The 25674-nt window shown below is 72.1% G+C and carries 25 protein-coding genes and 1 pseudogene; 15 read left to right on the plus strand and 11 right to left on the minus strand.

The features are described 5' to 3' along the window. On the minus strand, positions 1-1352 hold a 1352-nt coding region (locus Q5762_RS35305; protein ID WP_399495432.1), incomplete at its 3' end, for a glycoside hydrolase family 26 protein. Between the two features lie 165 nt (positions 1353-1517). On the opposite strand from Q5762_RS35305, the gene Q5762_RS35310 reads away from it, so the two are divergent. The 3 genes and pseudogenes from Q5762_RS35310 to Q5762_RS35320 all read left to right on the plus strand — a co-directional run bounded on the left by Q5762_RS35310 (position 1518) and on the right by Q5762_RS35320 (position 3291). Further along, positions 1518-1985, plus strand: coding sequence for a hypothetical protein (locus Q5762_RS35310; RefSeq protein ID WP_315896409.1), 468 nt, complete (start codon positions 1518-1520; stop codon positions 1983-1985). Further along, complete coding sequence (locus Q5762_RS35315) at positions 1912-2409, plus strand: hypothetical protein (protein WP_315896410.1); 498 nt, start codon at positions 1912-1914, stop codon at positions 2407-2409. The genes Q5762_RS35310 and Q5762_RS35315 overlap by 74 nt, the downstream gene beginning before the upstream one ends. After that, a pseudogene (locus tag Q5762_RS35320) lies at positions 2394-3291 on the plus strand (hypothetical protein). The gene Q5762_RS35315 and the pseudogene Q5762_RS35320 overlap by 16 nt, the downstream one beginning before the upstream one ends. A gap of 60 nt (positions 3292-3351) precedes the next feature. On the opposite strand, the gene Q5762_RS35325 reads toward Q5762_RS35320, so the two are convergent. After that, on the minus strand, positions 3352-3585 hold the full coding sequence (locus Q5762_RS35325) for a chaplin (protein ID WP_315896412.1): 234 nt from the start codon (positions 3583-3585) through the stop codon (positions 3352-3354). 181 nt (positions 3586-3766) lie between these two features. Continuing rightward, entirely contained in the window at positions 3767-3970 is a 204-nt protein-coding gene (locus Q5762_RS35330) for a hypothetical protein (protein ID WP_315896413.1), read from the minus strand. A 154-nt stretch (positions 3971-4124) separates the two neighbouring features. Here Q5762_RS35330 and Q5762_RS35335 point away from each other — a divergent pair, with 154 nt between their 5' ends. Next, positions 4125-5141: an LCP family protein gene (locus Q5762_RS35335; protein ID WP_315896414.1), complete on the plus strand. Its 1017-nt coding sequence runs from the start codon at positions 4125-4127 to the stop codon at positions 5139-5141. Between the two features lie 12 nt (positions 5142-5153). Here the strand turns inward: Q5762_RS35335 and Q5762_RS35340 are convergent, their stop codons facing one another. Continuing rightward, complete coding sequence (locus Q5762_RS35340) at positions 5154-7184, minus strand: thioredoxin domain-containing protein (protein WP_315896415.1); 2031 nt, start codon at positions 7182-7184, stop codon at positions 5154-5156. Between the two features lie 149 nt (positions 7185-7333). Continuing rightward, the gene (locus Q5762_RS35345) at positions 7334-7726 is read right to left on the minus strand and encodes a rodlin (RefSeq protein ID WP_315896416.1); all 393 of its coding nucleotides are present in this window, start codon (positions 7724-7726) and stop codon (positions 7334-7336) included. Positions 7727-7969: 243 nt separating this feature from the next. Here Q5762_RS35345 and Q5762_RS35350 point away from each other — a divergent pair, with 243 nt between their 5' ends. Beyond that, a complete protein-coding gene (locus tag Q5762_RS35350; protein WP_315896417.1) occupies positions 7970-11182 on the plus strand; it encodes a tetratricopeptide repeat protein in 3213 nt (1070 codons plus the stop codon). 55 nt (positions 11183-11237) lie between these two features. On the opposite strand, the gene Q5762_RS35355 is transcribed toward Q5762_RS35350, so the two are convergent. Both Q5762_RS35355 and mca read right to left on the minus strand, forming a co-directional pair. Further along, complete coding sequence (locus Q5762_RS35355; protein WP_315896418.1) at positions 11238-11474, minus strand: hypothetical protein; 237 nt, start codon at positions 11472-11474, stop codon at positions 11238-11240. Then, positions 11467-12348: a mycothiol conjugate amidase Mca gene (gene mca, locus Q5762_RS35360; protein ID WP_315896419.1), complete on the minus strand. Its 882-nt coding sequence runs from the start codon at positions 12346-12348 to the stop codon at positions 11467-11469. The genes Q5762_RS35355 and mca overlap by 8 nt, the downstream gene beginning before the upstream one ends. Before the next feature lie 95 nt (positions 12349-12443). Between mca and Q5762_RS35365 the strand changes: the two genes are divergently transcribed. Continuing rightward, a complete protein-coding gene (locus Q5762_RS35365; RefSeq protein WP_315896420.1) occupies positions 12444-12845 on the plus strand; it encodes a DUF4307 domain-containing protein in 402 nt (133 codons plus the stop codon). Between the two features lie 193 nt (positions 12846-13038). After that, entirely contained in the window at positions 13039-13536 is a 498-nt protein-coding gene (gene greA, locus Q5762_RS35370; protein WP_315896421.1) for a transcription elongation factor GreA, read from the plus strand. Positions 13537-13613: 77 nt separating this feature from the next. Here the strand turns inward: greA and Q5762_RS35375 are convergent, their stop codons facing one another. From Q5762_RS35375 to ilvA, 3 genes are all read right to left on the minus strand, one after another. Next, positions 13614-14459: an ABC transporter permease gene (locus tag Q5762_RS35375; protein ID WP_315896422.1), complete on the minus strand. Its 846-nt coding sequence runs from the start codon at positions 14457-14459 to the stop codon at positions 13614-13616. After that, positions 14456-15481 carry an ATP-binding cassette domain-containing protein gene (locus Q5762_RS35380; RefSeq protein ID WP_315896423.1) on the minus strand — a complete coding sequence of 342 codons (1026 nt, stop codon included), beginning with the start codon at positions 15479-15481 and terminating at the stop codon, positions 14456-14458. Before Q5762_RS35380 ends, Q5762_RS35375 begins: the two co-directional genes overlap by 4 nt. 330 nt (positions 15482-15811) lie before the next feature. Further along, complete coding sequence (ilvA, locus tag Q5762_RS35385) at positions 15812-17041, minus strand: threonine ammonia-lyase (RefSeq protein WP_315896424.1); 1230 nt, start codon at positions 17039-17041, stop codon at positions 15812-15814. 147 nt (positions 17042-17188) lie between these two features. Between ilvA and Q5762_RS35390 the strand changes: the two genes are divergently transcribed. From Q5762_RS35390 to Q5762_RS35405, 4 genes are read left to right on the plus strand one after another with little or no spacing between them, the layout of a single operon-like run. Then, positions 17189-17704: a MarR family transcriptional regulator gene (locus tag Q5762_RS35390; RefSeq protein WP_315896425.1), complete on the plus strand. Its 516-nt coding sequence runs from the start codon at positions 17189-17191 to the stop codon at positions 17702-17704. A 31-nt stretch (positions 17705-17735) separates the two neighbouring features. Then, positions 17736-18209, plus strand: coding sequence for a sigma factor-like helix-turn-helix DNA-binding protein (locus Q5762_RS35395; protein WP_315896426.1), 474 nt, complete (start codon positions 17736-17738; stop codon positions 18207-18209). A 13-nt stretch (positions 18210-18222) separates the two neighbouring features. After that, positions 18223-18474 carry a hypothetical protein gene (locus Q5762_RS35400; protein ID WP_315896427.1) on the plus strand — a complete coding sequence of 84 codons (252 nt, stop codon included), beginning with the start codon at positions 18223-18225 and terminating at the stop codon, positions 18472-18474. 45 nt (positions 18475-18519) lie between these two features. Continuing rightward, on the plus strand, positions 18520-18711 hold the full coding sequence (locus tag Q5762_RS35405; protein WP_315896428.1) for a DUF1059 domain-containing protein: 192 nt from the start codon (positions 18520-18522) through the stop codon (positions 18709-18711). Between the two features lie 81 nt (positions 18712-18792). Here Q5762_RS35405 and Q5762_RS35410 read toward each other — a convergent pair whose 3' ends face one another. Further along, entirely contained in the window at positions 18793-19947 is a 1155-nt protein-coding gene (locus Q5762_RS35410; RefSeq protein ID WP_315896429.1) for a cystathionine gamma-synthase, read from the minus strand. A 73-nt stretch (positions 19948-20020) separates the two neighbouring features. On the opposite strand from Q5762_RS35410, the gene Q5762_RS35415 reads away from it, so the two are divergent. From Q5762_RS35415 to Q5762_RS35430, 4 genes are all read left to right on the plus strand, one after another. Further along, entirely contained in the window at positions 20021-21133 is a 1113-nt protein-coding gene (locus tag Q5762_RS35415; RefSeq protein ID WP_315896430.1) for a hypothetical protein, read from the plus strand. Between the two features lie 104 nt (positions 21134-21237). After that, positions 21238-21900 (plus strand): peptide-methionine (S)-S-oxide reductase MsrA, encoded by a 663-nt coding sequence (msrA, locus tag Q5762_RS35420; protein WP_315896431.1) that lies wholly within the window; start codon positions 21238-21240, stop codon positions 21898-21900. 123 nt (positions 21901-22023) lie between these two features. Beyond that, entirely contained in the window at positions 22024-24186 is a 2163-nt protein-coding gene (locus tag Q5762_RS40105) for a DUF4157 domain-containing protein (protein WP_399495440.1), read from the plus strand. Between the two features lie 216 nt (positions 24187-24402). Continuing rightward, positions 24403-25674 (plus strand): ATP-binding cassette domain-containing protein (locus tag Q5762_RS35430; protein ID WP_315896432.1); only part of this gene is annotated, 1272 nt, incomplete at its 3' end.

Here is a 25674-nt window from a genome sequence, read left to right on the forward strand (position 1 = left end):
GGCTTGGGCTCGGGCTTCGGCTCAGGCTTGGGCTCGGGCTTCGGCTCAGGCTTGGGCTCGGGCTTCGGCTCAGGCTTCGTTTCCGGCTTGGGCTCAGGCTTCGGCTCGGGCTTTGTCTCCGGCTTGGGCTCAGGCTTCGTTTCCGGCTTCGGTGCGGGGATCGTCGGGATCTCGGGCTCCGCCGGCACCTCGGGTACTTCAGGAACCTCCGGGACCTCGGGTACGTCCGGGACCTCAGGCACTTCCGGTACCTCAGGCACCTCCGGCACCTCAGGCACCTCCGGCACCTCAGGCACCTCCGGTACCTCGGGCTGCTCCGGTACCTCGGGTACCTCCGGCACCTCCGGTTCCGCGCCCGCGAGCATCTGGCGGAAGACCTGGGAGGAGCGCGGGTTGTCGTCGCACTGCCAGACTCCGTGCGGGCAGTAGTCCGTGATCGTGTGGTACAGCGGCTTGTGCTCGCCCATCCATTCGAGCATGCGCCGCATGTACTCGGGGTTGTCCCCGTTCCGGAAGAGCCCCCATTCCGGATACGAGATTTCCTTGCCGTGCTCGGCCGCGAAATCCACCTGCTTCTGCAGCCCGTAAGGCTCGCGCACCTGCTGGTCGAAACTCGACCCCGACGGCTGGTCGTACGAGTCCATTCCGATGATGTCGACCACGTCGTCACCCGGATAGCACTGCGTCCACGGAATGGCGTCCGTGCCCCGGCTCGGATTGAAGTCGAAGCGGAACTTCTGCCCCGGAACGGACCGCATCGCGGTGACGATCCGCGTCCAGTACTTCTTCCACGCCGTGGGATCCGGCGCGCACCGGTGGGTGTACGTCGTCCCGTTCATCTCCCAGCCGAGGACGATGACGGTGTCGGTGGCCTTCATGCGGACGAGCCGCTCGGCGAGCGTCTTGAAGTGGTGGTCGTAGTTCCCCGCCGCGCCGAGCTGAAGCTGGCGGCGGACCTCGTAGTCCGAGACCCCGGCCTCGTTCCGCTCCAGCATCGGTACGTTCAGCACGAACAGCCGGTCGGCGCGCTCGTTGCGCCACTTCGCCCAGGCGTCCAGGAAGCCCGGGGGGCTCTCGATGTTCGACCACAGGTCGCCGGGGAGGTAGGTGTGTCCGACGCGGAGCTCCGGTCCGCCGAGCCAGCGCTGGAGCTGGCCGATCCGGCTGACGCCGGGCGGTCCCGATTCGAGGAACGCGCCCATCGCGGTGGAGAGAGTCGGTTCGGGGGCCCGTGTCGTCGAGGATTCGGCGGCATGGGCGGGGGAGGACAGCAGGACTGAACCTGAGGCGAGGAGTCCTGCGGTGAACACCCCCAGCCACACACTCGATGTTTTCCGCTTCCTGTTCGCCATGACCACTCCTTCACGATCTTGCCGGGTAAAGCCGCTTGATGGCCAGTCAGTCAGATACTCAGAAAGTATTCCTAATGAGCCGACCGTGAACGCCGCGTCGATCTGATCAGTAGTCCATTGGTGTATTTCATCGCCCAGTTGGGGCACCCGAGATGAAGGAATGCCGTGCCGAGCTTTGACACTCGCGTCCCCGCCGTCCTCGTGCGGCTCGACCGGAACCCCTTTCATCACGGCACGCTGGGCGCCGCGCGCTCCCTGGGCAGAGCCGGTGTCCCGGTCCACGCGGTCCTGGAATCGCTCACCGGCCCCGCCGCCCGATCCAGGTACCTCCGGATCGTCCACGTCCGCCCCGCACCCCTCTCCCCCTCCGCCCTCCCCGCCGCCCTGGCCGACCTGCTGCTCCGGCTCTCGGCCGGCCTGGCGACCCCCGCGCTGCTCGTTCCACGTGGAGCCGCCCGTGGCTGCTGCGGCCGGGCCGCGACCTGGACTGGTTCTTCCACGGGTACGCCGACTCCGCCGGGCGCTGTGCCGCCGGGGCCGCCGGCCGCGAGGAGCGGTCGTGGCCGGACGGCGCGGGGCTCACGGCCGTCGGCCCTGGACGGCGAACCCGGCGGTGGAGCGGATGGCCGGTGAGCTGCTGGCCGCGCTCGGCTACCGGGGCGTGTTCGACCTGGACTTCCGGCTCGACCGGGCCACCGGCGCGTACCACCTGCTCGACTTCAACCTGAGGCCCGGCCCGCCCGGTCCCGGCGCACTCCCCTTCGTACGGCCGCCGGTTCGTGGCCGAGACCTGACGTCACCGCGCCGGGGGCCCACGGACGGCCCGCGCGGGCGGACGGAGACGGAGACGGCCTGGTTCCCCGCCGACGATCCCGCGCCCGCGAGCGCCATGGCCGGCGCCTGGCTCCTCCACGTGCTGTGCAAGGGGATGGTGACGCTCCGTCGGCTGCCCACGCCGGGCCGCCCATGCGGGGCGACGCCGGTGGCGCCGCCGCCGACGGCCCGTACCGCCTCCGACCGGATGACCAGACGGAAGGCACGATGTACGACCTGGTGATTGTGGGAGCCGGACCCTACGGGCTCTCGGTGACCGCCCACGCGGCGACCCGCGGCGTCCGCGCCGAGCACGGCGTCCCGCTCCCGGTCGGCTTCTTCGCCGACTACGGCGAACTGGACGGCTTCGCCGGGCGGGACGACGTCACCGTCGTCGGCACCGGGCAGGCGGCCCTTGAGACGGCGGCGATCCTCACCGAGCGGGGCACCCGCGCCCGGATCCTGGCCCGCTCCGGCCGGCTGAACTGGAACACCCTCCCGCCCGCCCTCGACCGGGGCCTGTGGCAGTCGGTCCGCGCCCCGCACACGGGCCTCGGCTGCGGCTGGCACAACCGGCTGTACGCGGACACCCCCGGGCTCTTCCGGCAGCTGCCCGCACCCACCCGTGAGCGGATCTTCGACTCGGCGCTCGGCCCGGCGGGCGCGTGGTGGCTGCGCGAACGGTTCGCGGCCGTGGGCGACGTACGCCTCGGCACGCACACCGTCGTGGCGGCGTCGACCGCCGACGAGCGGCTGCGGCTCGACGCGTCGGGGCGGACGGGACGCCTGTCCTGGGGACCGACCACGTCATCGCGGCGACCGGGTTCACGCCGAGCCTGGACCGGGCCGGGGTGCTCTCCCCCGCGCTCCGGGGGTCGCTCCGCACGGTGGGCGCGGGCGGGGCGCCGGAGGTGGGCGCGCTTTCGAGTCCTCCAGGCCGGGCCTGTTCCTCGCAGGGCTGCTGACGGCTCCTTCGTACGGGCCCTCGATGCGCTTCGTGTTCGGCGCGGGCTACACGGCCGGGCGGCTGGTGCGCGGGGTGCGGCAGCGGCTGCGGGCGGCCTCGCGGGGCGCGGTGGGCCGTCCTCGTACGGGCGAGGAGCGGACGCCGGCCGCGCGGGCATGACGAAGGGCCGGTCCCGCCTTGCGTCGAAGGACGCCCGGCGGGACCGGCCCTGAATGTGCGTCAGGCGTTGATGCAGGTGTTGCCGAACGCCGGGTTGATCAGGCCGATCACGTTGATCGAGTTGCCGCAGGCATTGATCGGAATGTGGATCGGAACCTGGACGACGTTGCCCGAGAGGACGCCCGGCGAACCGATGGCCGCACCGTGCGCGTCGGCGTCCGCCATCGCGGGGGCGGCCGCACCCAGGGCCATGAACAGTCCGGCGACGACGACCGCGGCCTTCTTGCACTTCATTTTTCTTGGGTCCTTTCCGCGGCGGACGGAATTTCACGGATTTCGCGAATCGCCGGTGCATTGCAGCCCCCGGCCTCCACCGCACACATCACAACGACCATGCCCCGGAAAGGAAACCGGCCTATCGCCGACCGGCCGGTATTCACTCCATTGAGCCCACCGCGCGGCCGCCTCGGTAGCGTCAGCGCGGCCAGACCGGCATCGCGACCAGCCGCTCCCACTCGCGGTCCGGCATGCCGGGTACGGTGCGTCCGGCCAGCGCCCACTGCTGTACCAGCGAGGAATAGACGGGGAAGGGTCCCCTGTCGACAGGTGGCGGGTCCGCCACATAACGGCTCTTCGGAATGAAGGCCATCCGCTCCCATTTCCCGGGATCGGCTGCCATCTTCCCTCCCATCCACGGCTGTTCCCGCATCATTCCACAGACCCCCGCAGGAGAGTGATTCGTCCGGACCATGTCGCGCGTCGCGAACCTGTGTGCGACGGACCACGACTTACGGTGCCGTCTACCTGTTTCGAAGTTGGGTGGTGGTGTGCACGTGCCCGTAAGGAAAACGTTTCTCGTCTCGGTGGTACTCGTCGCGCTCGGGTCCGGGGCGCTGGTCGGAGCGGCCCCGGCCCTGCCGTCCCCTCGGGACGGGCTCAACATCCTGGTCGTGGGGGTGGACAGCCGTGCCGGGCTCACGAAGGACGAGTTGGAGCGGTACAAGGCCGGCGGCAAGGGCTGCGACTGCACCGACGTGATGATGCTGGTCCATGTCTCCGCCGCGAACGACCGGGTCAGCGTGGTCAGTCTGCCCCGCGACTCGCTCACCGGGCTCCCCGGCGAACATGTCGACCAGCGGACGGGTGCCGTGCACGCACCGCACGCGGCGAAGGTCAACGCGGCTCACTCGGAAGGCGGACCCGCGTTCACGGTCGAGGCCGTCGAACGGATGACGGGCACCCCTGTCCACCGCTATCTTGAGCTCGACTTCCGGCGCTTCATCGACGGCGTGGACCGCGTCGAGGGCGGGGTGCCGATCTGTACGACGGAACCGCTCAAGGACCTGGTCACGGGGATCGAGCTGGCCCCGGGCACCAGGAGGGTCGAGGGCGGCGAGGCGCTGCAGTACGTACGGTCGCGGCGCGACGGGAACATGGACTTCGGGCGGATGCGGAAGCAGCAGAGGTTCGTCGTCAACACGTGGAACACGATCCGGAAGGGCCTGTTCGACGACCCGATCAGGCTGTGGCGGCTCGCGTCCACGCTGCGCGGTACGGAGCCGGTCGAGCGCTCCCTCTCCGTCACGGAGATGCTGATGCTCGCCGCACGGCTGCGGCACCTCAACCCGGCCGACACCGAGTTCGCGACCGTACCGGTCCACCGCTTCAACCCGGTCATCAGCGGCGTGGGGTCCACCGTCGGCTGGGACGAGGGGCACGCGGCCGAGGTGTTCGAGGCGCTGCGCTCCGACCGGCCGCTGCCGGCGGCCCGCCCCGAACCCACGAGCGAGATCCCGCGGGGTCTGGGCGACTACCGGCCGGCCGGAGGCGCGTCCCTCGTCTGTCCGTGACGGCCCGACGGCTCAGCGGGAGAGCGAGCGGGCCAGGTCGGCGGGGTCCGTCGTCGGCGCGTCGCAGGTGAAGTGGCGGCAGACGTACGCCGCCGCTCCCCCGCCCACCAGCGGGCGGTCCTTGAGCAGCGGGAACTCCTCGCTGTCCGGGGCGCCGAAGGCGACGACGGCTCCGGGCGCCGGGCCGAGCAGCGCCGTGCGGTGCAACGCCCGGGCCAGGCCGTCGTCACCGCCGGGGCCGACCACCGCGATCTCGCGCGGCCCGTCGAGCAGGGCCTCCGCCGTGGCGAGCCCCCAGCCGATGAACCGGGGTGCGCGCGGGCCGAGCGCCTTGACCACGCCGAGCGCGCCCTCGGCGGCGGTGCGGTGCGCCTCGGAGCCGGTGTGGGCGGCGTACGAGAGGAGGGCGCCGGCGGCGGCCGTCCAGCCGGACGGGGTCGCGTTGTCGGTCGGGTCCTGGGGGCGGCGGATCAGCGTCTCGGCGTCGTGGGCCGTGTCGTACAGCGCGCCGCCCTCGGCGACGAACTGGTCGAGGACGATGTCGAGGAGGAAGCCCGCGAACTCCAGCCAGACGCCCTCGCCGGTCACCCCGGCAAGCGCGAGGAAGCCCTCGGCGACATCGGCGTAGTCCTCCAGGACACCGGCGTTGGCGCCGGCCTTGCCGCCCTTGGAGGTACGGAAGAGCCGCGCGCCCTCGCCCAGGTGCAGCCGTACGAGCAGGTCGGCGGCCTCCGTGGCGCGCTCGACCAGGTCGGGCCGGTCGAAGAAGGCGCCGGTCTCGGCGAGGGCGGCGATCGCGAGGCCGTTCCAGGCGGCGACGATCTTGTCGTCGCGCCCGGGCCGCTCGCGCCGATCGCGGGCGGCGAGCAGCCGCTCCTTGATCGAGGCGATCCGGTCGGCGTCGGCGACGCCCGCGTCCTGCGGGAGCTGGAGGACGGAGGCGCCCTCCTCGAAGGTGCCCTCGATCGTCACCCCGAAGTACCGCGCCGCGTACTCCCCGTCCTCCTCGCCGAGCACCTCGGTCAGCTGCTCCGGCGTCCAGACGTAGTACGCGCCTTCGACATGCCTGCCCGTGCCGTCGTCACTGTCCGCGTCGAGCGCGGAGGCGAAACCGCCCTCGGGGGTGCGCAGTTCGCGGACCATGAAGTCGGCCGTCTCCAGGGCGACCCGGCGGGCCAGATCGCTGCCGGTGGCCCGCCACAGATGGGCGTAGAGACGGCACAGCAGGGCGTTGTCGTAGAGCATCTTCTCGAAGTGCGGGACGACCCAGTCGCGGTCCACCGCGTAGCGCGCGAAACCGCCGCCGAGCTGGTCGAAGATGCCGCCCCTGGCCATCGCCTCGCAGGTGTCGGCGGCCATCTGGAGCGCGCCCTCGGCTCCCGTACGGGCGTGGTGGCGGAGCAGGAACTCCAGCGCCATCGACGGCGGGAACTTGGGCGCCCCGCCGAAGCCGCCGCTGCGGCTGTCGTACTCGCGGACCAGTCCGAGCAGCGCCTGGGCGAGCTCCTCCTCGCCGGGCACACCCTCGCCGCCGAAGGCGAGGGAGCGGGCGGAGAGGTCCTTGACGATCTTCCCGGCGACCTCGCCGACCTCGTCGCGCCGGTCGGTCCAGGCGCGGGCCACCCCGTCGAGGACGTCACCGAAGGAGGGCATGCCGTGCCGGGACTCGGGCGGGAAGTACGTACCGAAGTAGAAGGGCTCCGCGTCCGGGGTGAGGAAGACGGTCATCGGCCAGCCGCCCTGCCCGGTCGCCGCCTGCACGGCCTCCATGTACACGGCGTCGACGTCGGGGCGCTCCTCGCGGTCGACCTTGACGGCGACGAAGTGCTCGTTGACGTGGGCGGCGGTCGTCTCGTCCTCGAAGGACTCGTGGGCCATCACATGACACCAGTGACAGCTGCTGTAGCCGACGCTGAGCAGGACGGGGACGTCGCGGCGGCGCGCCTCCTCGAAGGCCTCGGCCGACCACGGCCACCAGTCGACCGGGTTGTCGGCGTGCTGGAGGAGATAGGGGGACGTCTCATGGGCCAGTCTGTTCGGCATGCCTCCATCCTCGCGCACGTGACGAGGCCCCGGTCGTACGCCACGGGTGGCGGCGCGCGAACGGGGCAGTGACAGGGGGAACGCGAAGCGGCCCCGTTCCTCGCACTGGCTCTGCGAGGAACGAGGCCACTCCGGAGGAACTGGTGGCGTCAGCCCTGGACGTTCCCGTTGCCGGACAGAACCTCGCGCAGGATGTTCGACAGCGGGTCGTCGCCGGTCTGCTGCGTGGAGTTCTGGGTGCAGGTCTGGTTCGACATGTCGTTGCCCAGGACGTCCTGGACCGCGACCGGGACGGCGATGACGCCGACCGGGACCTGCGCCTGGAGCTTCTGGATGTCGAAGCAGTGCAGGACGCCACCGTTGACGAGGCCGAAGTTCGGGCTCATGTAGCCACCGGTGGAGTTGCTGCCGATGGACTGCTTCGACTGGTTGCCGATGACGTTGGAGCTGTTGCCGTCATCGCTCTGCGCAGACGCCGTGGCAGCCGACATACCGACGACGGAGGCCGCAACCGCCGCAGTGGCAAGAACCTTCTTGATCACGAGTTTTCCTTCTTGAGCTGGAGGGCCCTGGAATGCTCCGTTAGCCGAAGCACGCTGATCAACTGCCCGAAAAGGGATTGGTTCCGGGGGGTCACTCGGACGCGCTATTCGGCAGATGAACGCCATCGGACGCCGTGTCGAGGGGCAGGCGTTCGGTAGGTCGGACGCCCCGCTCCCTCGCGCCGACGCGCGTCCCGCAGGACACTTGGGGCCGGAAGCGGAAGCTCTCGGAGGGGGACGCACATGCGGGACAGCCACCGGGCCGAAGCCGAACGGCTGTTGGCACGCGCCGTGGAGGAGGAGGTGCGGCGCTCCGGAGGCCGTAGCGACGCCACGGCCCTGCTGGCACGCGGCCGGGCCGCGCTGGACACCATGGCGGCGGGTGCGGGTGAGGAGTACGCGGCCTATCTACGGGCCCTGGAGGAGGCGGAGGCCGGACAGCGGTCCCTGGGGGATCGATTCAGCAGAGCGGCGGTGGGAACGCCCGCGCTGGTCACGGCCGTCGCGGCGGCCGCGGCCTTCGGGGCGGACCTGGCGCTCGGCACGGCGGCCGGCACGGCGCTCGGCGCCGGGGCCGTGGTCGCGGTGGCGGGTGCGGCGGCGACCGTCCTGAAGGTGACCGCCGGGCACTGGCCCGCGGCGCACCGCAGGGCGGGCGCGCTCGGGCAGCCGGGCGGCCCCGAGCAGCTGCGGCTGCAGTGGCTGACGGCGTTGGAGGTACGGGGCGTACGGCCGTTCCTCGACCAGCAGCGGGTGCTGATCGCGTCGGCCCAGCAGCCGGCCCAGAAGGTCGTGTCGCAGCTGCGGGGCTCCGACCGGAGTGCGGCGGCCCGGCGGCGGACCGTCCTGGAGCAGTCCTTCGGCCATCTGCCGGACCCGGGCGGGCCGTTCACGGGGCGGCGGGCCGAGCTGGCGCAGATCACCCAGTGGGTGCAGGCCGGACGGGCGGCGACGCTGACGCGGCCGACGGTGGTGATGCTGTACGGGGACCAGGGCGCGGGCCGTACGACGCTGGCGGTGCGGGCGGCCCACGCGCTGCGGGACCAGTTCCGCGGGGCGTGCGTGGTGGACCTGCGGGGCGGGACGCGCGGCGAGAAGCCGCTGTCGACCCGGGAGGCGCTGCTGCATCTGCTGAACCGGCTGGGCGCGCCGCGCGAGCAGCTGCTCTTCCGTGAGCGGTCGTCGGCGGAGCAACAGGTGCGCAGGCTGGCCGAGTTGTATCACCAGCATCTGACCGGGCTGCCGGTGACGGTGATCCTGGACGACGCCGTGGCGGCCGAGCAGGTGCGGACGCTGCTGCCCGAGCGCTCGGACAGTCTGGTCCTGGTCACCTGCCGGGAGCCGCTGGAGCTTGGCGCGGACGTGCCGGCGTCGGTGCACGCGCTGCCGGTGGCGGCGCTGGACTCGGCGGGCACGGAGGAGCTGCTGCGGGAGGCGGCCCAGGCGCCGGATCCGGGGCCGTACGACTCCGAGGCGTGCGCGGAGATCAGGTCCCTGTGCGGCGGGCTGCCGCTGGCGCTGCGGGTCGCGGGGTCCTCGCTCGGCGGGCGCTCGATGAGCGAGCTGGCGGGGCTGCTCGGCCGGCCCGACTGGGGCGGAGGTCCGCTCGAACGGGCCTTATCCGTACGGTACTTCATCGATCTCGACGAGGACGGCAGGCGGCTGCTTCGGCGGCTCGCGCTCGCCGGGCGGGCCTCGCTGGGCGCGGCGGCGGCCGGGGCGCTGCTCGGGGCGAGCGGGCAGGAGGCGGCGCGGCTGCTCGCGGAGCTGGCCCGGGCCGGGCTGCTCGACCATGTGCGGGGAGAGCGGTACCGGCTGCACGACGCGGTGCGCGGGTTCGCGGCGGCCCGGCTGACGGACGAGGAGGACGCGGCGGCCGTCGCGGCGGCGCAGGAGCGGCTGATCCAGAGCTACGCGGAGCTCGCGGACGCGGTGATCCGGATGGTCGACGGCAAGATGTCGACGCGCGCGGACCGGTTCGACGGGCACGGCTTCGGCTCGCTGGAGGCGGCGCTGCGCTGGCTGGACGACGAGTCGAGCTTCATCACGTCGGCGCTGCGGCACGCCGAGGGCGTCGACCAGCAGGCCGTACTGAACCTGCTCGGCGCGCTCTGCGACTACTGCCTGCTCCGCGGCGACCTCTACCGGCTCGGCGAGATCAACGAGCTGACGGACGCGGTCGGGCAGGGGCTGCTGTCGCGGTCGGTGCAGTGGCGGACCGGTATCGCCGCCCGGCAGCTCGGCGAGCTCGACAAGGCGCGCACCACGCTGACCTCGGTGGTCTCGCTCTACCAGGAGGCGCACCAGGACGCGGGGGCGGCGCTCGCGCTCTGCTCGCTCGGGATCACCCTGCACCACCAGGGCAATCTGGCGGAGGCGTCGGCGAAGCTGCGGGAGGCGCTGGTGCTCCAGGAGCCCGCCTCGCTCGCCGCCGACCGGGGCTGGACGATGCACGCCCTCGCGGCGGTCGAGCGGGACCGGGCGAACCTGGTCGAGGCGCTGGCGCTGCTGCACGCGGCCCTGGAACTGCACCGGGAGAACGAGTCCCTGCACGGCGAGGCCTGGGCGCACTTCCAGCTGGGCCAGGTGTGTCTGCGCATGGGCGACGTGGAGCGGGCCGACGCCGAGCTGCGCGCGGCCCTCGACCAGTACGGCCGGACCCGGGACGGGCGCGGCGAGGCGTGGGCGCTGACCCAGCTGGCCCGGGCCCGGCTCGTCGAGGGCGAGATCGCCCCGGCGGTGGACGGCCTGCGGCAGGCCCTCGCCCGGCACCGCGAGCAGGAGGACGCGCGCGGCGAGGCCTGGACGCTGTACTACCTGGGGCACGCCCTGGAGGAGCGCGGGGACCTGGACCAGGCGGTACGGGAGCTGGAGCGGGCGCGCACGATGTTCTCCCGGATGCGGGACGTGTACGGGCTCGCCTGCGCCCGGCACCACTCGGGGCGCGTCACCCGCGACCAGCGGGCGGCGCAGACCGGCAACCTGCGCAACTCCGGCTTCGCCCGGCAGCTCCTGGTGGACGCCCGGGCGGACTTCCATCGCATCGGGGTGGCCCACGGTGAGGCCTGGACGTGCCTGGAGCTGGCGATCGTGGACGCCGGGAACGGGAAGACCGCGCAGGCTCTGGAGCTGTGCGGGGAGTCGGAGCGGCTGTTCCTGTCGTACGACGACCGGCGGGGCGCGGACTGGGCCCGCTTCCTGCGCTGCACGCTGCTCCCGTACGCCTCGCCGGGCGGGGTGGAGGTCGGCACGGCGGTGGCCCAGGAGGAGCTGGCCGTGCTGGTCCAGGACCGGCACGCGACGCGGGACGGGAAGGTCGAGGACTGCGCGGAGGCGTACGCGCTGGTCCTGGAGCGGGGCGTGCAGCTGGAGGCGGGCTGGCAGGCCTGGCAGCTGGGCATGGTCCCGAACCGGCACGCGCGCGAGGTGATGGGGGTGCCGGTGGAGGTGGCGTGAGATCGCCTGGGTGCGGGCTCCCCCATGGGGGGAGCCCGCACCGGGAGGCCGTGGCCTATTCCTGCGCGGCAGCCTTGGAGGCGGCAGGCGCCGCCTTCGGGTCCGGGGTCTCCTCGAAGGAGACCTTGCCCATGTGGCGGTTCATCGACTTCATCAGCATCCAGACGGCCACGCCCATCACGGCGAAGACGATGAAGCCGAGGACGCCGGGGGTCACCTTGTTCTTGTCCAGCTCCTGGGCGGCGAAGGGGACAAGCTGGGTCAGTGCCAGGTGTGCGCTCATGTCAGGCATTGTCGCGGATGCCCGCGAAGAGGTCGTCCTCGGGGAGGGAGGTGGGCACCAGCGACTTGCTGAGCTCGTACTCCTCCGTCGGCCAGACCTCCTTCTGGATGTCCATCGGCACCCGGAACCAGCCACCGTCCGGGTCGATCTGCGTACGGTGCGCGATCAGCGCCTTGTCGCGGATCTCGTAGAACTCCGCGCACGGGACGTGCGTGGTCAGGATCCGCTCCGTGCGCTCGAACTCGTCCCAGCGCTTCAGCCAGTCGCCGTACGGGGACTCCAGGCCGCGGTCGAGCAGCGCGTGGTGCAGGGCCAGGGTGCGCGGCTTGTTGAAGCCCTGGTTGTAGTAGACCTTCTGCGGCTGGTACGCCGGGCCGAACTCGGCCTCCGGGTACTTCTCGGTGTCGGCCGCGCCGTCGAAGGCCACCATCGTGATCTTGTGGGTCATGATGTGGTCGGGGTGCGGGTACCCGCCGTTCTCGTCGTAGGTCGTGATGACCTGCGGGCGGAAGGCGCGGATCTTGCGGACGAGGGTGCCGGCCGCGGTGTCGACGTCCTCCAGGGCGAAGCAGCCCTCGGGCAGCGGCGGCAGCGGGTCGCCCTCCGGCAGGCCGGAGTCGACGAAGCCGAGCCACTCCTGCTTGACGCCCAGGATCTCCCGGGCCTCGTCCATCTCCTTGCGGCGGACCTCGTGGATGTTCGCCTCGATGTAGGCGTCACCCTGGAGCTTGGGGTTGAGGATGGAGCCGCGCTCGCCGCCCGTGCACGTGACCACGAGCACGTCCACCCCCTCGGACACGTACTTGGCCATCGTGGCCGCGCCCTTGCTCGACTCGTCGTCGGGGTGGGCGTGAACGGCCATCAGTCGCAGCTGCTCAGTCAAGACTCGATCCTCTGTGATGCGGCGTGGAGGCAGGTCTCTATAGTGACGGAACCGGGGGGCGGAAAATTCCCACCCCCGCGGCGAGAGGAACGATCATGAGCGCGGTACGAGAGCAGCTGCCCGAGGGGCGCTACGGGCGCTCCGCGGACGAGCGCGCCGACCGCAAGCTCAAGATCGCCGGCGCCGTGCTCGGCGTGCTGTTCCTCGGGATGATGGGCTGGTTCGGCTGGCATTACGTCGTCGAGAACAAGATCAGCGCGGAGACGATCAAGTTCGACGTGGTGAGCGACACCGAGGTGCAGGTACACCTGGAGGTGCGCAAGGACGTCGACGCCCAGGGCGTCTGTACGCTGCGCTCGCGCTCCGAGGACGGGGCCGAGGTCGGCCGGAAGGACGCCCGCTTCGACGAGGCGAAGAGCCGGATCGACACCATCGTGTCCATCCGGACGACCGCGCGGGCGACCAGCGCCGAGCTCGTCGGGTGTACCGGGTCGTAGCGGTGGGTAGGGACCGGGTGGCGCGCCAAGCCACGGTTGCCGCGCTGACCAGGGGTGACGCCATCTTGATGGTTTATGTCCTCCCCCTTTTCGCCACTAATTGTTAGGCTCGTGGTTTCGCCCACCCAGGACGGACAATCCTTCTGGGTAGGGCGATGCTTTGTATTCCCCCAGTACCTACGAGGAGCACCCTGTGACCCAGACCAGCGACAACGTCACCTGGCTCACCCAGGAGGCGTACGACCAGCTCAAGGCCGAGCTGGACTACCTGTCTGGTCCCGCGCGAACCGAGATCGCCATCAAGATCGCGGCGGCGCGCGAGGAGGGCGACCTGCGCGAGAACGGCGGGTACCACGCGGCCAAGGAGGAGCAGGGCAAGCAGGAGCTCCGGGTCCGCCAGCTGACCCAGCTCCTCGAGAACGCCAAGGTCGGCGAGGCCCCCGCGGACGACGGTGTCGTCGCGCCCGGCATGGTCGTCACGATCGCCTTCGACGGCGACGAGAACGACACGGTGACCTTCCTGCTCGCCTCGCGCGAGTACGCGAGCAGCGACATCGAGACGTACTCGCCGCAGTCCCCGCTCGGTGTGGGCGTGAACGGCAAGAAGGTCGGCGAGGACGCCGAGTACGAACTGCCGAACGGCCGGAAGGCCGCGGTGAAGGTCCTCAGCGCCAAGCCGTACACCGGCTGAGCCCCGCTTCCGGACGAAGGGCCGGACCCCTGCCGGGGTCCGGCCCTCTGTTCTGCCGTCCTTGGATCAGGCGGCCATCAGGCCGTCGCCGAGCGGTACTTACGGACCGCCAGGGTCCGGAAGACCACGATGATCAGCACCGACCAGAGGATCGATGCCCACACCGGGTGCACCATCGGCCAGGCGTCCGAGGTCGAGACGCCCGGGTTGCCGAACAGGACGCGGCACGCCTGGACGGTCGCGCTGAAGGGGTTCCACTCGGCGATCGGCTGGAGCCAGGACGCCATCTGACTGGAGTCCACGAACGCGATCGAGATGAACGTGACCGGGAAGAGCCAGATCAGACCGCCCGAGGTCGCCGCCTCCGGCGTACGGACCGACAGGCCGATCAGGGCGCCGATCCAGGAGAAGGCGTAGCCGAGGAGGAGCAGCAGGGCGAAGGCGCCCAGGGCCTTCGGCACGCCCTCGTGGATGCGCCAGCCGACCAGGAGGGCGACGATCGCGAGGACGACCACCGTGAGGGCGGTCTGCACCAGGTCGGCCAGGGTGCGGCCGGTGAGGACCGCGCCGCGGGCCATCGGCAGGGAGCGGAAGCGGTCGATCAGGCCCTTGTGCATGTCGTCGGCGATGCCGGCGCCCGCGCCGGCGGTGGCGAAGGTGACGGTCTGGGCGAAGATGCCGGCCATCAGGAACTCGCGGTAGACCACCGGGTCCGTCGTGCCCCCGATGGTCATCGAGCCGCCGAAGACGAAGCTGAACAGCACGACGAACATGATCGGCTGGATGAGCCCGAAGATGATCATCTCGGGGATGCGGGACATCCGGATCAGATTGCGCTTGGCGACGACGAGCGAGTCGCCGATGGACTGGGCCACCGCGCCGCGCGGCCTCGGGGGCGCGAGGGCCTCGTTCGCTGCGGTCACTTCGCCGCCTCCTTCCGGTCGCGGCCCTTGGCGTCCTCGGCCGCTCCGCCGTTCTCCTCTTCCTCCCGCTCGGCCGCGTGGCCGGTCAGCGAGATGAAGACGTCGTCCAGGGTGGGCCGCCGCAGACCGATGTCGTCGATCTCGACACCGACGGTGTCCAGGTCCCGGATGACCTCGGCGAGCAGCTTGGCGCCGCCGGTGACGGGGACGGTGAGCTTGCGGGTGTGGTTCTCGACGGAGACCTCGCCGTGGCCGATGCCCGCCAGGCCGTAGCGCGCGAGGACGTCCCGGGCCGGGGCGATCATCTCCGGCTCGTGGACGACGACCTCGACGCGCTCGCCGCCCGTCTGGGCCTTGAGCTGGTCCGAGGTGCCGCGGGCGATGACCTTGCCGTGGTCGATGACGCAGATGTCGTGGGCCAGGTGGTCGGCCTCCTCCAGGTACTGGGTGGTGAGGAGGAGGGTCGTACCGCCCGCGACGAGTTCCTGGATGACCTCCCAGAGCTGCTGCCGGTTGCGGGGGTCGAGGCCGGTCGTCGGCTCGTCCATGAACATCACGGGCGGCGAGACGACGAGCGCGGCGGCGAGGTCGAGGCGGCGGCGCATACCGCCGGAGTACGTCTTGGCGGTGCGGTCGGCCGCGTCCGCGAGGTTGAACCGGTCCAGCAGCTCACCCGCCCTGGCCTTCGCCTGCTTCGCGTTGAGCTGGTAGAGCCGGCCGACCATCTGGAGGTTCTCACGGCCGGTCAGATACTCGTCGACGGCCGCGAACTGGCCGGACAGACCGATCGAGCGCCGGACCTGGTCGGGGTGCTTGAGCACGTCGATCCCGGCGACCACCGCCCGTCCGCTGTCGGGCTGGAGCAGTGTCGTCAGCACGCGCACCGCGGTCGTCTTCCCCGCGCCGTTCGGGCCGAGCAGGCCCAGGACCGTGCCCTCGGGTACATCGAGGTCCACGCCGTCCAGAGCTCGTACGTCGCCGAAGGTCTTCACCAGACCTTCGGCGTAGATCGCGCCTGGCATGTGGGTTCTCCCAGGGAATTTGGGCGTTTTCCACCCAAGTTTAGGTTTGAAGGGCCGGAGTCGCCCAGTGAGTTTGTGACCGAGCCCACACGCTAACGCGATACATCGCGAACCGGCAATGCCTGGGAGTGTCCGGAAAGTATGGCCGTCCGCCCGAAGCGCGGGGCTCGCGGCGTCCGGTGCGTGCGATCGCAAGGCGCCGGGATGCCCTCGTAGCGGAGCTACTTGGGCATTTCGGCAACGCGGCGTGGGGGCACCTCCCGTGCCCGAAGGGCTACGGGGGAGTGCGTGCCGGGCGTCGCGAGCCAGGCCAGACTTTCCGGACACGACCTAGGCCAGCACCACGTACCCCGCGTCCCGCAGCGCCGCCTCCACCTCGCGGCAGTGCTCCGGGCCCTTCGTCTCCAGGTGCAGCTCGACCTCCGCCTCCGTCAGACCGAGCCGGGGATCCGTCCGTACATGGCTCACGTCGAGGACGTTCGCGTCCACCACCGTCAGCACCGCGAGCAGCGTCGCCAGCGCCCCCGGCCGGTCCGTCACCCGCAGCCGCAGGCTCAGGTACCGGCCACCGGCCGCCATGCCGTGCCGCAGGATCCGCTGCATCAGGAGGGGATCCACGTTCCCGCCGGACAGGACCGCGACGACCGGGCCCTGGAACGCCTTCGGGTCGCTCAGCAGGGCGGCCACCGGGCTCGCCCCGGCCGGCTCGACCACCAGCTTCGCCCGCTCCAGGCAGAGCAGCAGCGCCGAGGAGAGCGCGTCCTCGGAGACCGTGACGACCTCGTCCACGAACTCCCGCACGATCGCGAACGGCACGTCGCCCGGGCGCCCCACCTTGATCCCGTCCGCCATCGTCACCGGCGACTCGACCACCACCGGATGCCCCGCCGCGAGCGAGGGCGGGTACGCGGCCGCGCCCTCCGCCTGCACGCCGATCACCTTCACGTCGGGGCGTACGGACTTCACCGCGAGCCCGATCCCGGCGACGAGCCCGCCCCCGCCCACCCCGACCAGAATGGTGCGTACCTCAGGGCACTGTTCGAGGATCTCCAGGCCCACCGTGCCCTGCCCCGCGATGATGTCCGGGTGGTCGAAGGGGTGGATGAAGACCGCGCCGGTCTCCGCCGCGTACTCCTCGGCCGCCGCCAGCGTCTCGTCCACGACATGACCGTGCAGCCGCACCTCGGCGCCGTACTCCCGGGTCGCCGCCACCTTCGGCAGCGGGGCGCCGACCGGCATGAAGACCGTCGAGTGCACCCCGAGGAGCGCGGAGGCCAGCGCGACGCCCTGCGCGTGGTTGCCGGCCGACGCGGCGACCACCCCGGCCGCCCGCTGCTCCGGCCGCAGCCCCGCGATCCGTACGTACGCGCCGCGCAGCTTGAACGAACCGGTTCGTTGAAGGTTCTCGCACTTGAGGTGGACCGGCGCTCCCACCAGCGAGGACAGATACCGGCTGCCCTCCATCGCGGTCACCCTGGCCACCCCGGACAGCATCTTCTGGGCACCGCGCACATCGTCGAGGATCAGCGGGTGCAAGGGGTCTGGCCTACGGAAGCTCATGACAGCAAGTCTCGCAGCTCACGGGCCTCGTGGCCGCCCGGGAAAGGGCCGTCCCGACCGGTTTCCGCAGCGTAGGTACGCACCCCGGCGGGTCCGCGTACTCTGTCCCCCACCAACCGACCACCGCACGAGAGAGCCCCCACAGCCATGCCCACATCTCAGGACATGACGACTGAGCTTGACCCCGGTCTCCTCGATGCCCTCCAGCACCAGGTGGCCGTCTTCGCCCGCCGGGCCGAACAGACCCGTCTCGGCGGGACGGGACAGCTCCGCAACTCGATGGACCGAGCGGCTTATCTGCTTCTGAACCGGCTCGACCAGGAAGGGCCGATGGGCGTCAAGGCGCTCGCGGCGGGCATGGGTATCGACTCCTCCACCGTCACCCGCCAGGTCGCCCCGCTCGTCGACACCGGCCTGGTCAAGCGCACCTCGCACCCGGAGGACGGGCGCGCGGTGGTGCTCCAGCTCTCCCCGCGCGGCCTGGCCCGCCTGGAGGAGGTCCGCGCCTCCCGCCGCGAGCTGATGGCGCAGGTGACGGAGGGCTGGACCGCTGCCGAGCGCGAGTCGTTCTGCACCCTGCTCACCCGCTTCAACTCGGCGCTCTCCGCCCGCCAGTCGGGCCTCCCGCCCGCCACCGACACGGAGTCCGTCCCCACCTCTTGACCACGGCCGCGCGCTGTCCTCATATGAGGACGTGCGAGACCGGCAGGACGCGAGCGCGGGCGAACCCCGCTTCCGCACCCGACAGTTCGAGGCGTTCGTGGCGGGAGCGGCGGGGCGGCTGCTGCATGCCGCGACGCTGCTCACGGCCGAGACCCGGGCCCGCAACCCGCACGCCCAGGCGCTGTTGACCGCCTCCCTCGCCCACACCTACGCCCACTGGGGCCGGCTGCGCGGCGAGGACCCGTACGACCGCACCCGCGCCGACCTCGCCGCCCGCTTCGCGCGCACCGCCTGGCGGCACCACCGGGGCCGCGGCGGCGTCCTCTCCGCGCTCACCCCGCAGGAACGCCTCGTGGTGGTGCTGCGGCTGTACGAGGGCGTGGCGGAGGAACAGACCGCGGCGCTGCTCGGACTGCCCGAGGAGCGGGTACGGGCCGTCTGCGCCCGCTCCGTGTACGCCCTGCGGGAGCGGCGGCGCGGGGGACCCGGGAGGCTCGCGTCGTGAGGGGGACAGCGCCGTGAGCCGGTACGACGACAAGGAGGACGAGGTCCGGCGGATGCTGGAGTCCCCGCACCCGCAGGTCCCCGCCGATCTGGCGGCCCGGGCGGCGGCGCGCGGGAACCGGCTGCTCCACCGCGACAAGGCGGTCCGCCGGGCCCTGTGGGCGCTGCTGTGGGCGGCCGTGCTCGTCCTCGTGGTCTGGGTGTCGGTGGCCGAGCCCTGGCACGTACCGCCGGCGGAGACGACGCCACCGTTCGAAGGCTGGTGAGATCGGCCCTAGCCTGGAGGGAGCAGGCGAATCGAGGAGGCCGTCATGACCAGGAAAGTCGCCGACTGCCGCAAGACGCCCAGCATCATGAACTGCTCCCTCACCATCATCGGTGAGGAAGAGGAAGTCGTCCGGGCCGCCGCGGAGCACTCGGTCTCCGTGCACCAGCACGAGGACAGCCCCGAGCTGCGCAAGATGATCCGCGAATCGCTGGAGGACGAGAAGGTCGCGGCCTGACGCAGAAGGTCGAGCCCTGACGCAGAAGGCCCGACCGGGCGCCCACCAGCGGGTGGGGGCGCCCGGTGGGACGCGTACCGGCTAGCCCAGTGCCTGGCGCAGGTCCGCCAGCAGGTCGTCCACGTTCTCGATGCCCACCGAGAGCCGGACCAGGTCCGCCGGGACCTCCAGGGCCGAGCCCGCCACGCTCGCGTGCGTCATCCGGCCCGGGTGCTCGATCAGCGACTCGACGCCGCCCAGGGACTCGCCCAGGGTGAACAGCTTCGCCCGGTCGCAGACCCCGACCGCCGCCTCCTCGCCGCCCTCGACGCGGAACGAGATCATGCCGCCGAACGCCTTCATCTGCTTCGCGGCGATCTCGTGGCCCGGGTGCTCCGGCAGACCCGGGTACAGGACCTGGGTGACCTTCGGGTGCTGGGTCAGCATCTCCACGATCTTGCCCGCGTTCTCGCTGTGCCGGTCCATCCGGACGGCGAGCGTCTTGATGCCGCGCAGCACGATCCACGAGTCGAACGGACCGGCCACCGCGCCCATCGCGTTCTGGTGGTACGCCAGTTCCTCGCCGAGCGCCTCGTCGGCCGTCACGAGCGCGCCGCCCACGACGTCCGAGTGGCCGCCCATGTACTTGGTCAGCGAGTGCACGACGACGTCCGCGCCGAGGGACAGCGGCTGCTGGAGATAGGGCGAGGCGAAGGTGTTGTCGACGACCAGCTTCGCGCCGGCCGACCGGGCCACGCCCGCGACCGCCGCGATGTCGGTGATGCCGAGCAGCGGGTTCGACGGGGTCTCGACCCAGATCACCTTCGTACGGTCGTTGACCGCGCCGCGCACCGCGTCGACGTCCGAGGTGTCCGCGACGGAGAAGTCCACGCCCCAGCGCTGGACCACCTTGGCGAAGAGCCGGAAGGTGCCGCCGTAGGCGTCGTTGGGGATCACCACGTGGTCGCCGGGGGCCAGCAGCGTGCGCAGCAGGCAGTCCTCGGCGGCCAGACCCGAGGCGAAGGCGAGCCCGCGCCGGCCGCCTTCGAGGGCCGCGAGGTTCTCTTCCAGGGCGGTGCGCGTGGGGTTGGCGCTCCGGCTGTACTCGTAACCGCCGCGCAGCCCGCCCACGCCGTCCTGCTTGTACGTGGACACCTGGTAGATCGGCGGGACGACCGCGCCGGTCAGCGGGTCGGCGGTGTTGCCCGCGTGGATCGCGCGGGTCTCGAAGCTCTGGTGGGTGTGCTCGTCGCTCATGGGTCAGGAGCGTAGTCCTGAGGGCCGGGGACCGCCGCCCATCGTCTCGGGGAGTGTCCTGGACAATGGACACATGGAGATTCTCTGGTTCCTGATGGCGGTCGCGCTGCTGGTCGCGGTCGTGACCCCGTACGTGAGGCGCCGCCGGTCCGGCGGTGTCGGCATCCGGCTGGCCGCGCCCGGCTCGCCGGACGCCGCCGACCCCGAGGCGTACGGCTTCCTGCGCCAGGAGGAGCAGGACGTACGGATGCCGGGGCCGGACGGGGACCTGCTCGACGTGCTCGACGTGGTCCAGGCGACCCAGGAGTGGCGCGCGGCCTCGCAGCTGCTCGCCGGTACGGAGAAGGAGGGCGAGGTCCGCTGGCAGCGCGTGCAGGCGTTCGCGGGCGCGGCCTCCCTGGAGCTCCAGCAGAAGCCCGGCGTCGGCGGGGCGTGGCTGCGGGCCTGGCGGGCGGACAACCCCAAGGACGCGGGCGGGGCGGCCGTGCACGCGGAGTTCCTGGTGCAGCAGGCGTGGCGGTCGTCCGCGACCGGCACGGACGAGTTCCGGATCATCCTCGAAGAGGCGAAGAAGGTCACCGAGGAGGCGGCGCTGCTCGCCCCCGGCGACCCCGTCCCGTACATCACGCAGCTCGCGATCGCGCGTGGACTCGGCTACAGCCACGAGGAGTTCGACCAGGTCTGGGCGAAGATCATCGACCGGGCGCCGCAGCACATGGGCGCGCATCTGGCGGCGCTGCACTACTGGTGCGAGAAGTGGCACGGCTCCCGCGAGGACGCCGACCGCTTCGCGACGGCCTCGGCGGCGCGCGCCCCGCAGGGCTCGCTGCTCGCCGCGCTGCCGCTGTTCGCGGTCTACGAGCACGTGCCGGAGATCGTGCTCGTGCAGGACTTCTTCCGTACCGCGGTGGTGCGCAAGGCGATGGAGGGCGCGCTGTACGCGGTCCACTCGGCGCGCGCCGACGACCCGATGCTCGCGCACGTCCGGCACATGCTGATCCTCTTCCTGGTCCGCGCGGAGCGCTGGTCGGAGGCGATGCACGAGCTGGTGCACGTGGACGGTCACGTGGGCGCGCTGCCGTGGACGAAGGACGACGACCCGGCGGCGGAGTACACGGTGTACCGGAACCTGGCGGTGGCGGGGTACGAGGCGAACGGCGGCAGCCCGGCGACGCTGCAGCGGTGAGCACGGGCCGCGGCAGGTGACTTCCGACGTCCAGGGGCCGGGAGGGGGAATCCCTCCCGGCCCCCGGGCGTTGTGCGTACTGCCCACCGTCGAGGAGATGCCGCATGTTCCTGTCACGCACCCCTGTCCTCCCCACGCCCGAGCAGGCGCTGAAGGGCCGCCCGGAGCCCGAGTTCCAGGTCCCCGAGCGCCACACGGTCCTGGGCAACCCGCTGCTCGGCCCCTACCCCGAGGGCCTTGAGGTCGCCGACTTCGGTCTCGGCTGTTTCTGGGGCGCCGAGCGCAAGTTCTGGCAGACCGAGGGCGTCTGGACGACCCTCGTCGGCTACCAGGGCGGCCTCACCGAGAACCCCGCGTACGAGGAGGTCTGCTCGGGCCTCACCGGCCACACCGAGGTCGTCCGGGTCGTCTTCGACCCCGCGAAGGTCTCGTACGAGCGGCTGCTCAAGCTCTTCTGGGAGTCCCACGACCCGACCCAGGGCTTCCGCCAGGGCAACGACGTCGGCACCCAGTACCGCTCGGCCGTCTACACCCACTCCCCCGCCCAGGCCGAGACCGCCGAGGCCTCCCGCGCCGCGTACCAGAAGGTCCTGACGGGCTCCGGCTACGGCACGATCAGCACGGAGGTCCTACCGGTCGAGGGCCGCACCTTCTACCCGGCGGAGGGCTATCACCAGCAGTACTTGGACAAGAATCCGGCCGGCTACTGCGGCATCGGCGGTACGGGTGTCTCCTGCCCGATCGGCGTCGCGAAGGCCGACGGCTGACACGGCTCCGTGGACGAGGGCATGACGTGTGCCCGGGTGTTGCCCGTAGGGGGCTTTCGGGATCCCCTACGGGGGCTCATCCTTGGCGGACGGAGCTTCGCCATCTGAGCCACCGGGGGCCCTATGCGCGTGCAGGATCCGGGCGGGCCCGTTCGGCGTAGGGACGGGCGGGAGGCGCGCCCGGCGGCCGGTCCTGCCGGGTCCGGGCTCGCTGTCCCGGCGGCGCTCTCACCGCAGCACCTGCTCGCGCTCCAGCGCACCGTGGGCAACCGGGCCGTGACCGCGATGCTCGCCGCGCGGGAGGAGCACGCCGGCCGCCACGCGCACGAGGCGCCCGTGCAGCGGGCCGCCGCGCATCAGGTGCTCCGTTCCCCGGGCCGGGCCCTGGAGGGCCCGCTGCGCAGCGAGATGGAGGCCCGGCTCGGCGCGGACTTCTCCGGCGTACGGCTGCACACCGGCGCCGCCGCCCAGCGCTCGGCGGCGGAGCTGGGCGCCCGGGCGTACACCTCGGGCGAGCACGTCGTCATGGATTCCGGGGGCACCGACAAGCACACCCTCGCCCACGAGTTGACGCACGTCATCCAGCAACGGAAGGGCCCCGTCTCCGGCACCGACAGCGGCGACGGGCTGCGGGTGAGCGACCCGTCGGACCGGTTCGAGCGGGCCGCCGAGGCGAACGCGGCGCGGGTGATGGCCGCGCCGCCCCTTCCGTCGACGGAAGAGCACCAGCACGAGCACCAGGAAGCGGGTGCCCACGCCCACGCCGAGGCACCCGCCGTGCAGCGTGCCGTCGGCTTCGAGTTCGAGGCCCAGTGGAACGTCCGGCGGATGGAGGACGACTCCGAGGCGGTCCGCGAGCGGCGGTCGGCGGAACGACTGCGATTGATCGACGCGAGGATCCTGAACGCCTTCCTCCGCCCGTCCTCGCCGTACCACCCGCGTCTGGACGAGGGCGAGCGGAGGGAGGTGGCCGAGGGGCGCGCCGACGGGCTACGGCAGCGGTGGCTGGGTGCGGACGGCCTGCTGACCGAGGAGGGGGAGGCCCGATTCGCCGCTCTCGAAGTGACCTACAACGAGCGCGCGGCCCTGCTCAAGTCCCTCCTGGACAGGGGCGAGGTGGCCGAGGAACCGCTCGCGGGTGAGAACCTCGGCAAGGGGCGGGTCGACGGGCTCGTCGTGCGCGGCACCGACTTCGACCTGACGGCGGACGCCAGCCCGACCGGCGGTTCCAACCTGGAGTGGATCACCGACCCGCTCACCTCGGTCGGGCAGGTCGGGCGGGTCATGGACGACGTGACCGCGATGGCCCAGTACCTCGACGGCCGCAGGGGCGAGACGTTCATCCCCTCCGAGGACGTCCGGGCGGGCGGTGGGGTCCCCGAGTCCCTGCTGCGGATCTACCCGGACGGGAACCGGCTCGCCTTCGCTCCGCAGGCGACGCTCGGGCTGCGCCTGGAGCGGCTGCCCAAGCTGATCGACTACCTCGCGAACCAGAAGCCCATGAGCATGCTGGAGCGCGTCCCCGTGCTGGGGGCGGGCCGGGCCGCCGGCCGCCGGCAGGCGTCGCTCGACCTGGCGGCGAGCGGCCTCGGCGACCTGCCCGGCGCACGGGCCGGCGCGGGCGCCGCGGTCTCCGCGCTGCTGCCCCGGCTCGGTTTCGAGGTGCCGCGGACCGGCACGAAGGCACTCACCGGCCTCGTCACGCACCTCGCCGCGTACCTGATGCAGGGGCGGAATATCCCGGGGGCCAACGCCAAGTCGATCGCCGGTGCCCTGATGGCCCGTACGGACTTCGCCCACGCCTTCAAACGCCTGCCGCAGAACCTGGCGGACCACTTCCAGGCGGATCCGGCCGCGTTCACCGCGCTCGTCCTGGAGGCCGCGGGCATGCCCGGCACCGGCGGCGAGCGGGTCTTCGGCAACAAGGTCGAACGGGGGCTCGCCAACGACCGCACCCAGACCACCGTCACGCTGACCCGCGCGCAATGGCTGGGCGCGCTGCCGGCCGGCCGCGACCTGCTGAAGAACTGGGAACACCTGGCCGGGGACGAGCGGGAGATGGTCGACCAGGGCAGCGCGGAGGCCGTCCACAAGTCCCTCGGCGCTCTCGGCGAGCAGCAGAACCTCGTCGGCCCGCAGGGCGACCAGGAGGCGGTCGTCGCCGAGCTGCGGCGCATGCAGGACGGTCTGCCGGCCGCCCAGCTGAAGCCGCTGGCCGTCGCCGTCTACGAACTGGTCGAGCGGCTCAACGGCGACCGGACGCTGAAGTACGGGAGGCGGCGCTGATCACGGGGCGGGGAAAGGGGCCGGGGAAAAGGGCGCGCCTGCGACGGGACGCCCTGGTTACACTCGGTCGCATGGGTTCGTACTACTTCTTTCTCTGATTCCGGCCGCGGACGCGGTCCGACCGCCCGCTGATCCGGCGCCCCTCGGGCGCGGCGGCGGTGGTCCCGGTGTCCCCTCACCCGGCCCGAACGAACCCCTCACCCAGGGAAAGAACCCATGCGCGACCGCGCCCAGTTGACCGTCAAAGACGTCTCCAAGTCCTACGGGACCCGTTCCGTCCTCGAACAGATCACCTTCACCGTGCGCCCCGGCGAGAAGGCCGCCGTCATCGGCGAGAACGGCTCCGGCAAGTCCACGCTGCTCCGCCTGCTCGCCGGGGCGGAAGCGCCCGACAGCGGGGAGGTGACCGTCCGCTCCCCCGGCGGGGTCGCCCGGCTCGCCCAGACGCTCGCCGAGTCCTTCGGCGTCGGCCCGGAACACACCGTGCGCGACACCGTCGACGCGGCGCTCGCCGAACTCCGCGCGATGGAGCGGGAGATGCGGACGGCCGAGGAGACGCTCGGCTCGGCGACCGCCGGGGAACTCGCGGCGTACGGCGAGCTTGCCGCCCGGTACGAGGAGCGGGGCGGTTACGAGGCCGACGCGCGGGTCGCCGCCGCGCTGCACGGCCTCGGCCTCGGCCACGTCCCGTACGAGCGCCCCGTGGGCACGCTGTCCGGCGGCGAGCAGTCCCGGCTCGCGCTCGCCTGTGTCCTCGCCTCGGGCGCCGAGCTGCTGCTGCTCGACGAGCCGACGAACCACCTCGACCGGGCCGCCGCCGGCTGGCTGGAGGAGCGGCTGCGCTCCCACCGGGGCACGGTGGTGGCGGTCACCCACGACCGGGCGTTCCTGAAGGGCATGGCGACGGCGGTCCTGGAGGTCGACCGGGACACCCGCGCGGTGACCCGGTACGGGGACGGCTGGTCGGGCTATCGCGCGGCGAAGGCGGCGGCCCGGCGCCGGTGGGCGCAGGAGCACGAGGAGTGGCGGGCGGAGCTGGCCCGTACGGAGGAACTGGTGGCCTCGGCCGGGCAGCGGCTCGCGGGCTCCGCCAAGGACCCCCGACAGGGCTTCGGCAAACACCGCCGCTCGTCCGAGAACAAACTGTCCGGCCAGGTCAGAGCGGCCCGGACACGGCTGGACCAGCTAAGGCGCGCTCCCGTACCGGCCCCGCCGGAGCCGCTACGGTTCCGGGCGGCGTTCGCGACGGCGGCGGCGGTGGCCGCGGGGCCGGCGGGCACCGTGGGGCCGGCGGGCACCGTGGGGCCGGCAGGCACCGCGGGCCAGCCAGGCACCGTGGGGCCGGCAGGCACCGCGGCCCAGCCAGGCACCGTGGGGCCGGCAGGCACCGCGGCCCAGCCAGGCACCGCCAGGCCGGCAGGCACCGCGGCCCAGCCAGGCACCGCCAGGCCGGCAGGCACCGCGGCCCAGCCAGGCACCGCCAGGCCG

Origin of the sequence: Streptomyces sp. P9(2023), from assembly GCF_032436795.1 — a bacterium.
GTDB lineage: Bacteria > Actinomycetota > Actinomycetes > Streptomycetales > Streptomycetaceae > Streptomyces.

Bases quoted from the DNA above. Each gene is read 5' to 3' on its own strand.
- Q5762_RS40105 (WP_399495440.1), top strand. From the start codon at position 22,024: ATGCGCGTGCAGGATCCGGGCGGGCCCGTTCGGCGTAGGGACGGGCGG.
- Q5762_RS35415 (WP_315896430.1), top strand. From the start codon at position 20,021: ATGGAGATTCTCTGGTTCCTGATGGCGGTCGCGCTGCTGGTCGCGGTC.
- Q5762_RS35330 (WP_315896413.1), bottom strand. From the start codon at position 3,970: ATGGCAGCCGATCCCGGGAAATGGGAGCGGATGGCCTTCATTCCGAAG.
- Q5762_RS35380 (WP_315896423.1), bottom strand. From the start codon at position 15,481: ATGCCAGGCGCGATCTACGCCGAAGGTCTGGTGAAGACCTTCGGCGAC.
- Q5762_RS35340 (WP_315896415.1), bottom strand. From the start codon at position 7,184: ATGCCGAACAGACTGGCCCATGAGACGTCCCCCTATCTCCTCCAGCAC.
- Q5762_RS35355 (WP_315896418.1), bottom strand. From the start codon at position 11,474: ATGCCTGACATGAGCGCACACCTGGCACTGACCCAGCTTGTCCCCTTC.
- Q5762_RS35410 (WP_315896429.1), bottom strand. From the start codon at position 19,947: ATGAGCGACGAGCACACCCACCAGAGCTTCGAGACCCGCGCGATCCAC.
- Q5762_RS35390 (WP_315896425.1), top strand. From the start codon at position 17,189: ATGCCCACATCTCAGGACATGACGACTGAGCTTGACCCCGGTCTCCTC.
- Q5762_RS35365 (WP_315896420.1), top strand. From the start codon at position 12,444: ATGAGCGCGGTACGAGAGCAGCTGCCCGAGGGGCGCTACGGGCGCTCC.
- Q5762_RS35350 (WP_315896417.1), top strand. From the start codon at position 7,970: ATGCGGGACAGCCACCGGGCCGAAGCCGAACGGCTGTTGGCACGCGCC.
- Q5762_RS35405 (WP_315896428.1), top strand. From the start codon at position 18,520: ATGACCAGGAAAGTCGCCGACTGCCGCAAGACGCCCAGCATCATGAAC.
- msrA (WP_315896431.1), top strand. From the start codon at position 21,238: ATGTTCCTGTCACGCACCCCTGTCCTCCCCACGCCCGAGCAGGCGCTG.
- ilvA (WP_315896424.1), bottom strand. From the start codon at position 17,041: ATGAGCTTCCGTAGGCCAGACCCCTTGCACCCGCTGATCCTCGACGAT.
- Q5762_RS35325 (WP_315896412.1), bottom strand. From the start codon at position 3,585: ATGAAGTGCAAGAAGGCCGCGGTCGTCGTCGCCGGACTGTTCATGGCC.